Raw genomic sequence first — 15,000 nt, 5'->3', positions numbered from 1 at the left:
CAGTTAGTGGAGTGAATGCATGCTGACCGAGGACATCCTGAAGCACCCGACCCGGGTCCTGAGCGAATCCCAGCGCGAGCGGTTCTTCGAGGAGGGCTGCGCTGTCGTCGAGGGTGTCGCCGACGCGCGCTGGCTGGAGCGCCTGCGCGCGGCGATGGCGGAGATGGTCGAGGCGAGCCGGCAGGTCGCCGCCAGCGACGAGCGCTTCATCCTGGAGGAGGGGCACGGCCCCGAGGATCCCCGGCTGCGGCGCCTGACCAGCCCGGTCTCGCACCACGAGACCTTCTGGGACTTCGCGGCCGAGTCGGCCTCGGCCGACGTGGCGGCGGACCTCTGCGGACCGGACGTGAAGTTCTATCACTCGAAGCTGAACTTCAAATGGCCGAAGGGCGGCCAGCGTTTCGACTGGCACCAGGATATCCCGACCTGGCCGCACACCGACTACAGCCCGGTCACGGTCGGCATCTACCTGGAGGATTGCAGCGAGGAACAGGGGCCGCTGCTGGCGATCCGCGGCAGCCACAAGGCGCCGCTGCACTCGATGTACGACAAGCAGGGCAACTGGGCCCTGAAGATTCCCGAAGAGGAGCTGCCGGCGGGCTGGAAGGACGAGGTGGTCAGCCTGACCGGGCCGGCGGGCTCGGCCGTGCTGATCAACTGCCGGGTGATCCACGGCTCGGCGGCCAACACCAGCGCGCGGATGCGGCCGATGCTGCTCAACGTCTACAGCTCCGCCGACTCCATGCCCTATGTCGCCAACCCGATCCCGAGCCCCTACGAGGGGCGGATCGTGCGCGGCCGGCCGGCCCGCTTCTCCTGCCACGACCCGCGCGGCTGCGAGCTGCCGCCCGACTGGTCGAAGGGCTACGTCGGCCCCTGGGCGTTCCAGAAGCCGGGCGAGGCGGCGCATTCGTGACCGGTCCCGTCCTCCTGCACCGCTACGCGCACCTCGACGAGGTCGTGCTGCACTACGTCGAGGCCGGCGAGGGCCATCCCCTGCTGCTCCTGCACGGCTGGCCGCAGACCTGTTGGGAGTGGCGGCACGTCATTCCGCTCCTGGCGCGGCGCTACCGCGTGATCGCGCCGGACCTGCGCGGCCTGGGCGACTCCTCGCGGCCGCTCGGCGGCTACGACAAGCGCACCCTGGCGGCGGATCTGCGTCAGCTCATGAAGGGCCATCTCGGCATCGACCGCTTCCACCTGGCCGGCCACGACTGGGGTGGGCCGACCGCCTTCGCGCTGGCCATCGGGCAGCAGGAGGCGGTCAGCGCGCTGGCGATCCTCGACGTGGTCATCCCGGGCGACGGCGGCGACGGCTTCTCCCAGGGCGGCCGGCGCTGGCACCACGCCTTCCACATGACGCCCGACCTGCCGGAGGCGCTGACGGCCGGCCGCGAGGAGGCCTACCTCGGCTGGTTCTACCGCACCTTCTCCCACCGGCCCGAGGCGATCGGGGAGGAGGACCTTAGAGAGTATCTGCGGACCTATCGCCAGCCCGGCGCGATGCGCGCCGGCTTCTCACTCTACCGCGCGCTGCCCCAGGACGTGTCCGACAACCGGGAGAGCCTGAAGCGCGGCAGGCTCCGGATGCCGACGCTGGCCATGGGTGGCGCGGAGAGCTGGGGCCGGCGCGATGAGGTCGGCAAGTCGCTGCGCCTCGTCGCGGAGGCGGTCGAGGAGACCGTCGTGGCCGACTGCGGCCACTTCATGCCCGAGGAGCAGCCGCAAGTGCTGGCCGAGCGCCTGCTCGCCTTCTTCGCGGGGATCGGCTGAGTCGATTGCGCCGGCCGCCGTTCCCGGCGGGCGCGGCCACTCCCCTCAGCGGCGGAAAGCCTGCCGGTCGGTGCCCTGGTAGAGAGCCTTGACCTGGCGGTCGATCGCGTCCGCGTGGCTGGCCAATGCGGCCGCATCCAGGTCCTGCACCGGCTCCGGCTCGGCAGCGAAGTTGTTGTAGGTGTCGACACCGCGCACCAGCATCGCCGAATCGTCCGCCTTGAGCTGGCGCACGTGGGTCGGGATGTAGCGGATCGCCAAGCCGATCCGGCGGTCGTCGGTCCGGTTGGGCTCGGAGCCGTGCACCAGCTTGACGTGGTGCAGCGAGAACTCGCCGGCGGACAGCGGCACCAGCACGCCCTGGTCGGCGGGGACGTCGACGGCGATTTCCTGCCCCCGGCTCAGCAGGTTGTTCTCGTGGAAGGTGTCTCGGTGCTCGAACTGATCGTGCTTGTGGCTGCCGGGCCAGAACTTCATCGCGCCGCTTTCGACTGGTGCGTCGCTCAGCGCCACCCAGGCCGTCATCACCTCGTCCGAGCTCAGGCCCCAGTAGGTCGAGTCCTGGTGCCATGACACGTAGTCGGACGTGTGCGGCTCCTTGATGAAGAAGTTGGTCGTCCAGCACAGCAGGTTGGGCCCCAGCACGTCCTCGGCAGCGTCCAGGATCGTCGGGTGGTGCACCAGCTCGTTGGCCCAGGTGAAGAGCAGGTGCACCTTGTGGCGATAGTTGCTGTTGATTGGCGAGCCGATCGTTCGCTCGTAGGCCTCCAGGCGCTGCCGGTAGTGCTGCGCCGCCTCCGCCGTCATCGCGCGCAGCGGGAAGTAGAACCCGTCGCGCTCGTACTGCTCCAGGGCCTCCTGGCTCAAAAGCTTCGGCATCACGCTTCTCCCTAGGCTGCTGGCCTGCCGGTTCCGGACCCCCGACCAACTGATGGTGCCCCAAACTGATGTTTCAGCTGTATGTTAAAACCGACCGGTCCGTTGATCAAGCAGCCGCCGCTAGCCGAACAGGACCCTCGGCAGCCAGAGGGCGATGTCAGGAAAGACGAGCACCAACGCCAGTCCCAGCACCTGCAGGCCGATGAAGGGCCACATGGCATTGAAGATCTCCCCCAGTTCGATGTCCGGGGGCGCCACCGACTTCAGGTAGAAGCAGGCGGGTCCGAAGGGCGGCGTGAGGTAGGAGATCTGCATGTTCATGCAGAACAGGACACCGAACCACACGGGATCGAATTCCAAGGCCACGACGATCGGCACGAAGATCGGCATGGTGAGCAGCAGGATGCCGATCCAGTCCATGAAGAGACCGAGGACGACCAGGATCAGCATCATCATCAGGATGATCAAAATGGGCGAGATCGGCAGGCCGGTCATCAGGTCCTGGATGAAGCGCGTGCCGCCCATCAGGTTGTAGACGCCGATCAGCGCGTTCGCTCCGAAAGTCAGCCAGAGCAGCATGCCGCAGGTGGTCATCGTCCGGTACAGCGAATGGCGCACGATTTCCCAGGTGAGCTCCCGCCGTACCAGCGCGGAAGCCATCGCGCCGAGGACGCCCATGCCCGCGGCCTCGCTGACCGATGCGATGCCGGCGTAGATCGTGCCGAGGACCCAGACGACCACCAGGAGCGGGAGCAGCAGGCCCCGGGCCAGGGCCAGCTTCTCCCCCAGGGGAAGCTTGCGCTCTTCCGGCGGCGCCGGCGGGCCGAGGCTGGGGTCGAGATGGCAGCGCAGCAGGATGTAGGCGGCGTAGAGTCCGGCGAGCAGAAGCCCGGGAAGGAGCGTGGCGACGAAGAGGTCGCCGATCGAGACGTTGGCGGTCAGGCCGTAGACGATGAGCACGATCGACGGCGGTATCATCGTGCCGAGCGAGCCGCCGGCGCAGACGACGCCGATCGCCAGCTTGCGGTCGTAGCCGAGCCGCAGCATCTGAGGCAGCGCGATCAGGCCGAGCAGGACGATTTCGCCGCCGATGATCCCTGTCATGGCCGCCATCACCACGGCGACCGCCATGGTCTGCAGCGCCAGCCCGCCTCGCAATCCGCCCGCCAGCAGGTGCATCGCCTTGAAAAGGTCGCGCGCCACGCCGCTGCGTTCGAGGATCGAGGCCATCAGGATGAACATCGGCACGGCCACGAGCACGAACTCGCTGACCAGCGAGTAGGTCCGGCTGGCGATCAGCGTCAGGCTGTTGGGGCCGAAGGCAAGGAGGGCCGCAACCATCGCGACCGCGCCGGTGGTGAAGGCGAGGGGAACGCCGATCGCCAGGAGCAGGCTGATGCCCGCCAGGATCAGCACTGTCGTCGAACCGAGGTCCATCTAGCGGGCCTCGGTGTCGTCGTCGCCGCGACGGGCGAGCCCCAGCAGCTGCAGAAGGTGCACGAGGCCCTGCAGGGCGAGCAGCAGCGAGCCGACGACCAGCGCCGTCTTGATGACCACCGGCGTCGGCTGATTCCAGGCCGAGGCCGAGGTCTCCATCGATGCCCAGGCCTTGGCGGCGACGATCCAGCCCGCGTAGATCAGCACGCCGACGTAGAACAGCATGACCAGGTGGGCGACGACGTCGGCGACCCATCGAACACGGCGGGGAAACAACCGGTAGAGCGCCGTGATCTGGATGTGCTCGCGACGCTGCAGCGTGTAGGCGCCGCCGAACAGGAAGCCGAGCGCCGTGAGGGTGATGGTGCTCTCGTGCGCCCAGATCGTCGGGGCGCCGAACAGGTAGCGGGCCGCGACCTCGTAGGCCATGATCGCCACCGAGACTAGGAACACGTAGCTCACGACCTCGCCGATCCGCCGGTTCAGGCGGTCCACGACTCTGAGATCAAGCATGGGGGGTACCTGGGATGCGCCCCGGAGCGGCCGTGGCCGCCCCGGGACCGATCAACGACAATGCGCGGAGCGATCAGTCGAGGAGACCGAGTTCCTCGAGGAAGGCGCGGTGCGACTCGTAGATCTTCCCCGCCAACTCGTTTCTGCTGCCGTACTCGGCCCAGACCTCGGCGGCGACCTGCCGAAGCTTCTGCCGCTCCTCCGAGGACCAATCGACCAGCGTCGCGCCGTCCTCGCGGGCCTGCTGCCGGGCCTTCAGGTCGCCGGCGGCCATCGTCTGGATCATGTCGAGGTTGAAGTCGCGCACCGCGGTCTCGACGATCGCCTTCAGGTCGTCGGGCAGGGCCTCCCAGGTGTCCAGGTTGATCGCCACCTCGCCGACCGGCATCGAGTGGATGCCCGGATAGATCGGGAAGGCCGCGATCTTGTGGTAGCCGAGATCCTGGTTCATCGACAGGGTGCCCCAGTCGGTACCATCGATGACGCCGCGTTCGAGCGAGGTGTAGACCTCCGACCCCGGGATGTTGGTCGGCGCCGCGCCGATCCGCCGGAAGATATCCGACGAGGGACCCTCGGGCATCCGCAGCTTGACACCCTTGAAAGCCTCAACCGACTCGACCTGCTTGGACATGGGGATGGATTCAACCCCCCACAGGACCGGCCCGACGAAGAAGAGATTGTGCTTGCGGTAGAGCTCGCGCGCCAGTTCCAGGCCGCCGCGGTGATAGAACCACATGGTCATCTGGTAGGGGTCTTCGTAGCCGGCGTTGAGGTCGCCGAGCAGCCCGAACGCCGGGTCGCGACCGGCGAAGTAGACAGCCGCCGCATGCTGACCCTCGATGACGCCGCTGCCGGCGGCCTCCAGCGTTTCGTTATGGGCGACGACGGCCTTGACCGGGAGCGCCTCGATCTGGAGCCGTCCGTCCGATGCCTTGGCGACGTTGTCCGCGAAACGCTGGAAGACCGTCTGGTTCACCGAGCCCGCCTGCCAGAGCGACTGGATCCGCCAGGTTTCCTGAGCGCCTGCCGTATCGGCGGCGGCCAATCCCAGGGCAGAAGCCAACGCGAAGGCGGTCAGAGCCTTCCACTGTTTGCCAATTCTGGTCATTTGTTTGTTTCTCCCTTTGGTTGATCTTATTGCGTTATGCGCTTTCCGTTCGGCCGTTCCCCTGTAGTGCCTGCTGCAGTTTGTCGGTCTCCTCGCTCTTCATCGCATAGGCGTGGTCGGCGTCGGGAAATGCGCCCGATCGCACTTCCTCTGCGTAGGTTTGCAGGGCCTCGACCGCGGTCTCGGCCAGCTGTGCATAACGCTTGGTGAACTTCGGCTTGAACTGGTCGAACATCCCGAGCAGGTCGGCGCCGAGCAACAGCTGCCCGCAGCTCGCCGCACCGGCGCCGATGCCGAAGGTGAAGATGCCGACGGCATCGTCGATCGCCTTGGCCACGGGCGCTGGCACCGCTTCGATCTCGAAGCCCACGGCGCCGGCGGCTTCGATCGCGCGTCCGTCCTCGATCAGGTCGAGCGCAGCCTCCGCCGTCTTGCCCTGGAGGCGGAAGCCGCCGTAGTGGTGCATGAAGTGCGGGCACATGCCGACGTGGCTCATGACCGGCACGCCGGCGTCGGCAATGGCGCGGATGATCGGCGCCTTCTCCTTGCCGCCCTGCATCTTCACCGCGTCGGCGCCGGCCTCCTTCATGAGACGCAAGGCGCTGGTGACGCCGAGTTCCGGCGTCGCGTAGCTGCCATAGGGCAGGGAGACGAGGACGAAGCTGTTCTCGGCGCCGCGGCGCACCGCGCGGCAATGCTCGACCATCGTGTCGAGCGTGACCGGCAGGGTGTTGGGATGCCCGTAGGAGATCATGCCGAGACTGTCGCCGACAGCCAGGATGTCGATGCCGGCGCGTTCAGCCCAGACCGCCATCGGGAAGTCGGGTACCGAGACCATGACGATCTTCTCGCCGGCTGCCTTGCGAGCCCGCAGGTCGGGCACGGTGAGCTTCGGTCGCTCCGTCATCTCCGGCGTCCCCCCTGTCGGCGTTCCGTTACCAGCCCCGGCTGGTCCGGCCCGCTCGTCATGCTGATGCTTCGCTGATACATCAGTTGAGGACAGCTTAAATGCGATGCCTGGGCGACTCAAGCCGCAACCTTTTGCGGAGGGGGGCCGTGGCTGCTATTCATGCGGGCACCGCCAGGGAGTTTCGCAAAGCATGACCGAACAAGCAGTCGTGGCCGAGGCCTGGAACGTCCCGGACGCGGAAGCGGAAGAATCGCTTGCGAAGAAGGCCTACGAGCGCCTCGAGCGCATGATCGTCATGCTCGACATTCCGCCGGGCGGGACGCTTTCCGAAGTCTCCTTGAGTCGTCGTCTGGGGATCGGACGGACTCCGATCCGCGAAGCGATCAAGAAGCTGGAGCGGGAGGGGTTGCTTTCCATCCTCCCGCGCCGGGGCATCATGGTGACGGAGATCAACCTCGCGCAGCACCTCAAGGTGCTGGAGGTGCGCGGCCAGCTCGAGCTCCTGGTCGCGCGCGCCGCCGCCAAGCGGGCGACAGCGACGCAACGGCTCGAGATGCGGGAACTCGCCGATCGCATCCAAGAGGCGGCGGCGGCGGGAGACGGCCGCTGGTTCATGTCGGGGACGTGGGAGTTCCACGGGCTGCCGGTTGTCGCGGCCAACAACGACTGCATCGCCAGCGCGATTCAGCTTTTTCATGGACAGTCGCGCCGCTTCTGGTTTGCCCACTACGAGCGCTATGCCGACCTGCCGGAAGCGGCCAGGGTCCATGCCGAGAGGCTTCGCCGGATCGCCGAAGGCGACACGGCGGCGGCCGAGACCGCCACGACGACCGTGATGGCCTACCTGGAGAAGTTCGCTCTATCGACCGTCAAGCTCGATCGCTAGAGCACCTTCTCACCGAGTGGAATCGCGGGCGGTTGACAGCGGCATGACGCGCCGGTCTGCGGACAAGCGGTTTGCAGGTGGGATCCGGCCGACAGAGAGCAGCGTGTGGCGCCTGTTGCCACTATACTCCCGAGGAGCAGCCGTAGGTGTTGGCCGAGGGCCTGCTCGCCCTTTTTCGAGGGGATCGGCTGAGCGCGACCTTGCGGGCGCCAGGCGCAAACCCCATACTCATCTGGTCATCGACAACGACCAGGTGAGCATCATGGGCCTGCCCCAGCCGAAGGCGAGCGACCTGCCGGGCCACAGCGAGGTGGTCTCCGGCCTCGCGGTCAGCCGCGTCCGCAGCCTGCTGGCCAGCGGCGCGCTGGTCCGCGCCGAGCTGACCGAGGTCGTGCCGCGCTCGACCATCGACCGCAAGCTCAAGGCGGGCGGGCGGCTGAGCCCCGAGGAGAGCGACCGGGTCGCGCGCCTGCTGCGGCTCAAGGCCCTGGCCAGCGACACGCTCGGCGCCAGCGCCGAGGAATGGCTGCGGCTGCCGAATCCCTCGCTCGGCGGCGAGGCGCCGCTGTCGCTGCTGCGCAGCGACGAGGGCAGCCGCCGGGTCGAGGCCGCGCTGCTGCATCTCGCCCACGGCGACTACAGCTGAGCGACCGGGCGCTGAGCGACCGGGAGCCGGGCGATCGGGAATTGGGCGGTCCGGGCTTGCGCGTCTGGCGCCTGGCCAAGCGGCGCTTCGCCCGCCAGCTCGACGGCGCCGGCAACCGCCGGACCGGTGCGCGCTGGAATTCGCCCGGCCGCGGCCTGGTCTACTGCAGCCTCTGCCCCTCGACCTGCGTGCTCGAGGCCTTCGTCCACCTGCCGCCGATGCTGCGCCGGCAGTTGCCGGAGGACTTCGTCTTCGTCGAGTTGGCGCTGCCCGCCGTGCCCGGCTGGCTGTTCCGCCGCGCCGGCGCCGCCGCCGCCCTGCCGGCGGACCTGACGCTCGAGCGCAGCGTGACCCTGCCCCGGCGCCGGGAAGCGGCCGCGCGCTGGCAGCGCCGGACCGGCGACGACTGGCTCGACCGCTCGGGCGCGCTGTTCTTTCTCGCGCCCTCGGCGGTCGTGCCGCTCGACTGGAACGTCATGCTGGACCCGCGGCACGACTCGATGAAGGCCGTCGAGGTCGCGGGCCTCCATCCCTTCCGCTTCGACGAGCGGCTGGTCGAGACCTACTGAGGCTCCCGCTCGGGCACGCCGGTGCCGCGGCGCCGGGCCTCGGCGACCTCCGCCTCGTCCCAGTAGCCGATCAGGATGTTGGCGCGGATCTCGCGCCCGGCCCGCTCGGCGATCTCGGCGTCGGAGATGGTGATGCGGCTGGCCGGCCGGCGCGCCCAGCCCGACAGCAGCTCGTGCAGCCGCGCCCGCTCGCCCGCGAGGGCCGGGTCGGCGCCCAGGTCGTGGAACTCCGCGGGGTCGCTCTGGAGGTCGTAGAGCAGTGGCCGGAAGCTCTCGGCGTGGATGTACTTCCAGCGGCCGTCGAAGAGCATCTGCAGGCGCGCCTCGCCGATCGGCACGCCGAGGTCCGTGCGCGCCCGGCGCATCGCGTAGTCGTACTCGCTGACCACGAAGGGGCGCCCGGCCGCAGGCTCGCCACGCAGCAGCGGCAGCAGCGAACGGCCCTCCAGGACGTGTGGCTTGGGGGCGCCGCCGAACCATTCGAGGAAGCTCGGCGCCAGGTCGATGGCCTCGACCAGCGCGTCGCAGACCGTGCCGCGCGTGGCGTCGGCGGCGGGCGAGGGGTCGGCGACGATCAGCGGGATCCTGACCGAGCACTCGTGGAACAGCTCCTTCTCGCCGAGCCAGTGGTCGCCCAGGTAGTCGCCGTGGTCGGAGGTGAAGACGATCAGCGTCGTCTCGGCGAGGCCCTTCTCCTCGAGGAAGCGGAACAGCCGGCCGAGCTCGTCGTCGATCTGGCGGATCAGGCCCATGTAGGCCGGGATCACCCGCTCGCGCACGCCCTGCCGCGCGAAGGCCTGGCTGAAGCGTTCCTGCAGGTAGGCGGCGAGGATCGGGTGCGGGTCCTGCCGCTCGGCCGGGTCGCGCACGGGCGGCAGGACGTGGCGGCGGTCGTAGAGCGCGTGGTAGGGCGCCGGCGCGATGTAGGGCCAGTGCGGCTTGATGTACGACAGGTGCAGGCACCAGGGCCGCCCGTCGGCGCCGGCCTCCTCGAGGAAGGCCATGGCGCGCTCGGTCATGTAGGCGGTCTCGGAGTGCGCCGCCGGGATCCGCGCCGGCTTGTCGGCGTGCTCGAGCAGCCAGCCCGAGAGCAGCGCGCCCTCCGGCCCCTCGGCCGAGTTGGCCCACTCCTCCCACAGGTTCTCGCCCTGGTAGCCGAGCGCGCGCAGCCAGGCGTCGTAGGGCGGGTCGGGGTCGTAGGGGCCGGCGGGGTGCAGGCCGTCGTCGCGCTCGAAGGGCTCGAAGCCGCACTGGGCGACCCGCACCCCGACGTCCGAGGCCGGGTCGATGCCGAGGCGCCGCATGCCGGCGAGGTCGGCCTTCATGTGGGTCTTGCCGACCAGCACGGTGCGGACGTCCAGCTCCGCCAGGTGGTCGCCCAGGGTCGGCTCGCCGACGCGCAGCGGAAACTTGTTCCAGCTCGAGCCGTGCGAGCGGACGTAGCGGCCGGTGTAGAAGCTCATGCGCGAGGGGCCGCAGATCGGCGACTGCACGTAGGCGCGGTCGAAGCGGAGGCCGCGCGCCGCCAGGGCGTCGATGTTGGGCGTCTCCAGGTGCGGATGGCCGCTGCAGCCCAGGTAGTCGAAGCGCAGCTGGTCGCACATGATCCAGAGGACGTTCCGCGCGCCGGTCATCGAGCCTCCCTCGGTTGAGCGCCGATCATAGCGCCGCCCCCCGGCGCCTCGCATAGTTTGTTGACGAAGACAACGGAACAGAGCACGGTATCGTTGACAAATGCAATGATATCGGGCGGGGGAAACCGTGGCGCGCCATCCCGCGATCGCCGACATCCGGGACCTGCTGACCTTCCGCATCGCCATGCTGGCCGCGGCCAACGACCGCATGGGCCAGGACTGGCTCCAGTCGCTCTATGGCCTGCGCATCCTGGAGTGGCGGGTGCTCGGGCTCGTTGCGGCCCGCGAGCCGGTGGGCTTCGGCGAGGTCGCGCGCGCCCTGCTGGTCGACAAGGGCCAGCTCAGCCGACTGGTCAAACAGCTCGGCGCGCGCGGGCTGCTCGCCGCCGAGCCGGACGGGCGCGACCAGCGCTTGGTCCTGCTGAGCCTGACGGCGGCGGGGCGGGCGCTGCACGACCGCGTCCTGCCGGTCGCGCTGGAGCGCAACGAGCGTGTCGTCTCGGCGCTGAGCGCGCAGGAGACGGCCCAGCTGGTCGGCCTGCTCGACAAGCTGCAGCCCTTCATGGCGCACCGCGTCGAGCAGGCCGACCTCGTCGAGCCAGCCGAACGCGTCGGGCCGGACGAACGCCTTGGGGAGGGGGCCGGGCAGGCGAGGCTCCGCAGGACGACCGGAAAAGAACGATAACGGGAGGAGACGGACCATGATGAAGCGACTCGTGTTGGCGGCCTCGGCCGCCCTGATCTTCGCGGCGGGCGGCCCCGGGACCGGACCGGCCGGGGCGGCCTGGCCGGAGAAGCCGATCCAGATCATGATCCCATGGCCGGCGACCAACGACCCCTCGACCCTGGTCGCCAACGCCATCGCGCCGGTCATGGCCGAGGACCTGGGCGTGCCGGTCAAGGTCGTCAACAAGCCCGGCGGCGGCGCGGTGCTGGCGACCGCCGAGCTGGCGAGGTCGCGGCCCGACGGCTACACGCTGGGCCTGATCTCGATCGGCCCGATGATCACCCAGGTGCTGCGCGGCAAGACGCCCTACCAGAACCGCGACCTGGCGCCGCTCGGCCTGGTCTGGGCCAGCCCCTTCACCCTGGCCGCGCGCGCCGACGCGCCCTACGACGACCTGGAGGAGCTGGCCGCCTACGGGCAGGACAACGACCTGCGCCTGGCCCACTGGGGCCTCGGCGCGGTGCCGACGCTGATCGCCATGAAGGCGGCCGAGGTCGGCGGCTTCGCGTGGAAGGAGACGGCCTACTCGGAGCTCAATCCGCTGCTCGTCGTCCAGGGCGACGCCGACGTCATCACCTTCTCGACGCCCGGCCTCGCCGACTACGTCGAATCCGGCCAGATGAAGCTGCTCGCGGCGATGCTGCCGGAGCGCGTGCCGGCCTACCCGGAGGTACCGACCGTCGCCGAGCAGGGCTTCGGCGAGGCCTATTCGATCTGGTTCGGCGCCTTCGTGCCGCAGGCGACCGACCCCGAGATCGTCGAGAAGCTTTCGACCGCGCTGTTCGCCGCCATCGCCGACCCGGAGGTCCAGAAGGTCATCGCCAACGTCGGCGTCGTGCCGCAGACGACCGGCCCGGAGGCGGCGCGCCAGCGCATGGACCGCGAGCTCGAGGACTTCGGCAAGCTGATGACCGAGCTCGGCCTGATCGAGTAGGCGGACGGCGCGCAGGGGCGCGGCCGATGCCGCAGGCTGCCGGCCCGGCACCCGAAGAGGGGGCGGCGGGCGAGGGGGCGCCCGGCGAGGGAGCAGCAGGCCGGCGGGCGGACGACCTGCTCGCCGGCCTGCTCGGCCTCGCCGGGGCCGGGCTGCTCGCGGCCTCGCCCTGGCTGGTCGACCGCTCGGGCCCGGAGCCCTTCTACAAGGGACCGCTGATCTTCCCGCTGATCGCCCTGGCGCTCCTGGTCGCGGGCGCCCTGCCGTCGCTCGTGCGGCTGGCCGCCAGCCTGCTCGAGGGCCAGGGCGGCCTCGGGCGCCTCGCGCCGCCCTGGGCGGCGGTCCGGCTGGTCGGGCTGATGTGCCTCTTCCCGCCGGCGCTGCCGCTGATCGGGCTGGAGGCGGCGGTCGCGCTCTTCGCCTGTCTCGGGCTGCTGGCCGTCGGCTGGCGGCGGCCGCTGGCCGGGCTCGCGGTCGCGCTCGGCCTGGCGCTGGTCCTGCATCTCGCCTTCAAGAGCCTGCTCGACGTCTGGTTTCCCGAGCCGCTGCTCTGGGCGCTGCTGGAGGCCGCGGCGTGATCGACCACCTGGCCGAGGGCTTCGCCGCCGCCTTCGCGCTGGCCAACCTGCTGGCGCTGAGCGCCGGCACGGTCGTCGGCATCCTGGTCGGCGTGCTGCCGGGCCTGGGGCCGATGGTCGGCATGGCGGTGCTGCTGCCCTTCACCTTCTCGCTGCCGGCCGACGTCGCCCTGTCGCTGCTGCTCGGCGTCTTCTGCGGCGGCTACTTCGGCGGCGCGGTGCCGGCGATCCTGTTCCGCACGCCCGGCGTGCCTTCCTCCCTGGTCACCGCCTTCGACGGCTTCCCCCTGACCCGACGCGGCGAGGCGCAACGGGCGCTCTCGGCGGCGCTGGTTGGCTCGCTCGGCGGCGGCCTGATCTCGATCGTCATCCTGGTCGCCCTGGCGCCGCTGCTGTCGCGCGTCGCCGCCGCCTTCGGACCGCCGGAGTACTTCGCCGCGGCGCTGTTCGGCGTGCTGCTGGTCGTCGTCTCCTTCCGGCGCAAGCTGGGCCAGAGCGTCCTGCTGCTCGGGCTCGGCTTCTGGCTCTCGACCGTCGGCCTGGACGGGCCGACGCTCAGCGCGCGCTACGCCTTCGGCTTCTGGGAGCTGCAGAACGGCCTGCACATCGTGCCGCTGGTGCTCGGGCTGTTCGGCATCGGCCAGTCGCTGCTGCTGCTCGAGCAGGGCATCCTCGACACCGGCCACCTGAAGCTGAGCCGCGGCAGCCTCGACTTCTCGAAGATCCGCGAGAGCCTGCGCTACTGGCGCACGCTGATCCGCTCGGGCGTCATCGGCACCTTCGTCGGGCTGCTGCCGGGGCCGGGCTCGGTGCTCGCCTCCTACCTGGCCTACGACGCGGCGAAGCACCGCTCGCGGGATCCCGATTCCTTCGGCAAGGGCAATCCCGAGGGCGGCCTCGCCGCCGAGGCCGGCAACAACGCGGTGCCGGCCGGCGCGCTGATCCCGCTGCTCACGCTCGGGATCCCGGGCGAGGCCCTGAGCGCGCTGCTGCTCAGCGTCTTCATCCTCAACGGCATCTATCCGGGGCCGCTGCTGCTGGTGAAGGAACCGGTGCTGATCTCGACGCTCTACTGGTCGATGCTGCTGATCAACCTGGTCGCCTTCCTGGTCCTGGCGCTGTGGCTGCGGCCCTTCGCGACGATCGTGCGGACGCCCGTCAAGGTGCTGGCGGTCTCGGTGATCCTGGTCTCGCTGGTCGGCATCTACCCGGTGAACCTGCGGCTCTTCGACTGCGGCGTGGCGCTGGCCGCCGGGGTGCTCGGCTACGCCCTGCTCAAGCGCGACTGGCCGATCGTCTCCCTGGTCATGGGCATCGTCATGGGCCCGATCCTGGAGAACCGCCTGCGCGAGACCCTGAGTCTCGGCGAGGGCAGCCCGCTGATCCTGCTGGAGCGACCGATCACGCTGGGCGTGCTGCTGCTCTGCCTCGCCGTCGTGCTGCTGCCGCTGCGGCGGCGGCGGGCGCGGCCGTGACCGGCCGTGATCGGGCGTGACCGGGGGGCGCCGGCTCAGCGCTTGCGCGCCAGGGTCAGGCCGTCGCCGATCGGCACCAGTGAGATGGTCCAGCGCGGGTCCTCCTTCAGCGCGGCGTTGAGCGCGCGGATCGCCCGAGTGTCGGCGTCGTCCTTGGCCGGATCGACGACCGAGCCGCCCCAGAGCACGTTGTCGAGGCCGAGCAGGCCGCCGCTGCGCAGCAGCGTGTGGCAGCGCTCGAGATAGCCCTGGTAGCTCTCCTTGTCGGCGTCGACGAAGGCGTAGTCGTAGCTGCCGCTCTCGCCCGCGGCGATCGCCTCGTCGAGCGTCTCGAGCGCCGGCCCGAGGCGCAGGTCGACCCGCTCCGCCACGCCCGCCTTTCGCCAGTAGCGCCGGGCGACCTCGGTGTAGCTCTCCGAGAGGTCGCAGCAGGTCAGGCGCCCCTCCGGTCCCATGGCGAGCGCCACGGCCAGGGAGGAATAGCCGGTGAAGGTGCCGACCTCCAGGTAGCGCCGGGCGCCGATCAGCTCGGCGAGCAGGCCCATCAGCTGGCCCTGCTCCGGCGAGATCTGCATGCCGCCGCCGCGCATGGTCGCGGTCTCCTCGCGCAGCTCGGCGAGGATCGGCGGCTCGCGCAGCGAGGTCTCGAGGATGTAGTCGTAGAGAGCGTCCGTGACCTCGATGGTCCTGCGCGACATGCTTCGACTCCTGGTGGATGGTCGTGCGCGACCAGATAGACGGCTGCGGGGGCCGACGCACCCGAAACCTCTGCTAGACCTGCCGCTCGGCGCCGCGGAACTCGACGAACTGCTGCATGCGCGCCCAGGCCCAGTCGCCGTAGACGAAGGGCGGCGCGTCGCCGAGCAGCGGCTCGATCCGGGCCTCGACCCGGGGCTCGAGGAAGAAGGGCACGGAGTGGCGGGGGGGGGGG

At 70.0% G+C, this 15,000-nt stretch carries 16 protein-coding genes; 9 read left to right on the top strand and 7 right to left on the bottom strand.

The genetic code is table 11. The features are described 5' to 3' along the window. Nucleotides 1-19 precede the first annotated feature (19 nt). Nucleotides 20-916 carry a phytanoyl-CoA dioxygenase family protein gene (locus WD341_RS20800; protein WP_368427412.1) on the top strand — a complete coding sequence of 299 codons (897 nt, stop codon included), beginning with the start codon at nucleotides 20-22 and terminating at the stop codon, nucleotides 914-916. Continuing rightward, a complete protein-coding gene (locus tag WD341_RS20795; protein ID WP_368427411.1) occupies nucleotides 913-1,773 on the top strand; it encodes an alpha/beta fold hydrolase in 861 nt (286 codons plus the stop codon). The genes WD341_RS20800 and WD341_RS20795 overlap by 4 nt, the downstream gene beginning before the upstream one ends. 45 nt (nucleotides 1,774-1,818) lie before the next feature. On the opposite strand, the gene WD341_RS20790 is transcribed toward WD341_RS20795, so the two are convergent. The 5 genes from WD341_RS20790 to panB form a co-directional block, all read right to left on the bottom strand. Then, complete coding sequence (locus tag WD341_RS20790) at nucleotides 1,819-2,652, bottom strand: phytanoyl-CoA dioxygenase family protein (protein ID WP_368427410.1); 834 nt, start codon at nucleotides 2,650-2,652, stop codon at nucleotides 1,819-1,821. A 120-nt stretch (nucleotides 2,653-2,772) separates the two neighbouring features. Beyond that, nucleotides 2,773-4,089 carry a TRAP transporter large permease subunit gene (locus WD341_RS20785; RefSeq protein ID WP_368427409.1) on the bottom strand — a complete coding sequence of 439 codons (1,317 nt, stop codon included), beginning with the start codon at nucleotides 4,087-4,089 and terminating at the stop codon, nucleotides 2,773-2,775. Continuing rightward, the gene (locus WD341_RS20780) at nucleotides 4,090-4,602 is read right to left on the bottom strand and encodes a TRAP transporter small permease subunit (protein ID WP_368427408.1); all 513 of its coding nucleotides are present in this window, start codon (nucleotides 4,600-4,602) and stop codon (nucleotides 4,090-4,092) included. It abuts the gene before it with no gap. A gap of 73 nt (nucleotides 4,603-4,675) precedes the next feature. Further along, nucleotides 4,676-5,710: a TRAP transporter substrate-binding protein gene (locus WD341_RS20775; protein WP_368427407.1), complete on the bottom strand. Its 1,035-nt coding sequence runs from the start codon at nucleotides 5,708-5,710 to the stop codon at nucleotides 4,676-4,678. 34 nt (nucleotides 5,711-5,744) lie between these two features. Further along, nucleotides 5,745-6,617: a 3-methyl-2-oxobutanoate hydroxymethyltransferase gene (panB, locus tag WD341_RS20770; RefSeq protein WP_368427406.1), complete on the bottom strand. Its 873-nt coding sequence runs from the start codon at nucleotides 6,615-6,617 to the stop codon at nucleotides 5,745-5,747. A gap of 193 nt (nucleotides 6,618-6,810) precedes the next feature. Here panB and WD341_RS20765 point away from each other — a divergent pair, with 193 nt between their 5' ends. The 3 genes from WD341_RS20765 (at nucleotide 6,811) to WD341_RS20755 (ending at nucleotide 8,721) form a co-directional block, all read left to right on the top strand. Further along, nucleotides 6,811-7,506: a GntR family transcriptional regulator gene (locus tag WD341_RS20765; protein ID WP_368427405.1), complete on the top strand. Its 696-nt coding sequence runs from the start codon at nucleotides 6,811-6,813 to the stop codon at nucleotides 7,504-7,506. Between the two features lie 262 nt (nucleotides 7,507-7,768). Then, nucleotides 7,769-8,152, top strand: a complete 384-nt coding sequence (locus WD341_RS20760; protein ID WP_368427404.1) for an antitoxin Xre/MbcA/ParS toxin-binding domain-containing protein — start codon at nucleotides 7,769-7,771, stop codon at nucleotides 8,150-8,152. 56 nt (nucleotides 8,153-8,208) lie between these two features. Further along, nucleotides 8,209-8,721 carry an RES family NAD+ phosphorylase gene (locus tag WD341_RS20755; RefSeq protein WP_368427403.1) on the top strand — a complete coding sequence of 171 codons (513 nt, stop codon included), beginning with the start codon at nucleotides 8,209-8,211 and terminating at the stop codon, nucleotides 8,719-8,721. On the opposite strand, the gene WD341_RS20750 is transcribed toward WD341_RS20755, so the two are convergent. Next, a complete protein-coding gene (locus WD341_RS20750) occupies nucleotides 8,715-10,355 on the bottom strand; it encodes an alkaline phosphatase family protein (RefSeq protein WP_368427402.1) in 1,641 nt (546 codons plus the stop codon). The two genes, WD341_RS20755 and WD341_RS20750, sit on opposite strands and share 7 nt — an antisense overlap. 127 nt (nucleotides 10,356-10,482) lie before the next feature. Here WD341_RS20750 and WD341_RS20745 point away from each other — a divergent pair, with 127 nt between their 5' ends. From WD341_RS20745 to WD341_RS20730, 4 genes are read left to right on the top strand one after another with little or no spacing between them, the layout of a single operon-like run. Continuing rightward, nucleotides 10,483-11,040, top strand: a complete 558-nt coding sequence (locus WD341_RS20745) for a MarR family winged helix-turn-helix transcriptional regulator (protein ID WP_368427401.1) — start codon at nucleotides 10,483-10,485, stop codon at nucleotides 11,038-11,040. Between the two features lie 16 nt (nucleotides 11,041-11,056). Next, nucleotides 11,057-12,016 carry a tripartite tricarboxylate transporter substrate binding protein gene (locus WD341_RS20740; protein ID WP_368427400.1) on the top strand — a complete coding sequence of 320 codons (960 nt, stop codon included), beginning with the start codon at nucleotides 11,057-11,059 and terminating at the stop codon, nucleotides 12,014-12,016. A gap of 26 nt (nucleotides 12,017-12,042) precedes the next feature. Then, nucleotides 12,043-12,594, top strand: a complete 552-nt coding sequence (locus WD341_RS20735; RefSeq protein WP_368427399.1) for a hypothetical protein — start codon at nucleotides 12,043-12,045, stop codon at nucleotides 12,592-12,594. Further along, a complete protein-coding gene (locus tag WD341_RS20730; RefSeq protein WP_368427398.1) occupies nucleotides 12,591-14,069 on the top strand; it encodes a tripartite tricarboxylate transporter permease in 1,479 nt (492 codons plus the stop codon). The genes WD341_RS20735 and WD341_RS20730 overlap by 4 nt, the downstream gene beginning before the upstream one ends. A gap of 35 nt (nucleotides 14,070-14,104) precedes the next feature. Here WD341_RS20730 and WD341_RS20725 read toward each other — a convergent pair whose 3' ends face one another. Next, nucleotides 14,105-14,767, bottom strand: a complete 663-nt coding sequence (locus WD341_RS20725) for a class I SAM-dependent methyltransferase (RefSeq protein ID WP_368427397.1) — start codon at nucleotides 14,765-14,767, stop codon at nucleotides 14,105-14,107. Between the last annotated feature and the right edge of the window lie 233 nt (nucleotides 14,768-15,000).

Source organism: Tistlia sp. (assembly GCF_040905785.1).
In the GTDB taxonomy this organism is placed as follows: domain Bacteria; phylum Pseudomonadota; class Alphaproteobacteria; order Kiloniellales; family DSM-21159; genus Tistlia.
The sequence above is the reverse complement of the archived record's forward strand: the minus strand, read 5'-3'. Positions and strand labels throughout refer to the sequence as shown.

Coding starts and splice junctions, on each gene's coding strand:
- WD341_RS20785 (WP_368427409.1), bottom strand. CDS start 4,089: ATGGACCTCGGTTCGACGACAGTGCTGATCCTGGCGGGCATCAGCCTG.
- WD341_RS20725 (WP_368427397.1), bottom strand. CDS start 14,767: ATGTCGCGCAGGACCATCGAGGTCACGGACGCTCTCTACGACTACATC.
- WD341_RS20735 (WP_368427399.1), top strand. CDS start 12,043: ATGCCGCAGGCTGCCGGCCCGGCACCCGAAGAGGGGGCGGCGGGCGAG.
- WD341_RS20750 (WP_368427402.1), bottom strand. CDS start 10,355: ATGACCGGCGCGCGGAACGTCCTCTGGATCATGTGCGACCAGCTGCGC.
- WD341_RS20775 (WP_368427407.1), bottom strand. CDS start 5,710: ATGACCAGAATTGGCAAACAGTGGAAGGCTCTGACCGCCTTCGCGTTG.
- WD341_RS20780 (WP_368427408.1), bottom strand. CDS start 4,602: ATGCTTGATCTCAGAGTCGTGGACCGCCTGAACCGGCGGATCGGCGAG.
- WD341_RS20790 (WP_368427410.1), bottom strand. CDS start 2,652: ATGCCGAAGCTTTTGAGCCAGGAGGCCCTGGAGCAGTACGAGCGCGAC.
- WD341_RS20765 (WP_368427405.1), top strand. CDS start 6,811: ATGACCGAACAAGCAGTCGTGGCCGAGGCCTGGAACGTCCCGGACGCG.
- panB (WP_368427406.1), bottom strand. CDS start 6,617: ATGACGGAGCGACCGAAGCTCACCGTGCCCGACCTGCGGGCTCGCAAG.
- WD341_RS20740 (WP_368427400.1), top strand. CDS start 11,057: ATGATGAAGCGACTCGTGTTGGCGGCCTCGGCCGCCCTGATCTTCGCG.
- WD341_RS20760 (WP_368427404.1), top strand. CDS start 7,769: ATGGGCCTGCCCCAGCCGAAGGCGAGCGACCTGCCGGGCCACAGCGAG.
- WD341_RS20800 (WP_368427412.1), top strand. CDS start 20: ATGCTGACCGAGGACATCCTGAAGCACCCGACCCGGGTCCTGAGCGAA.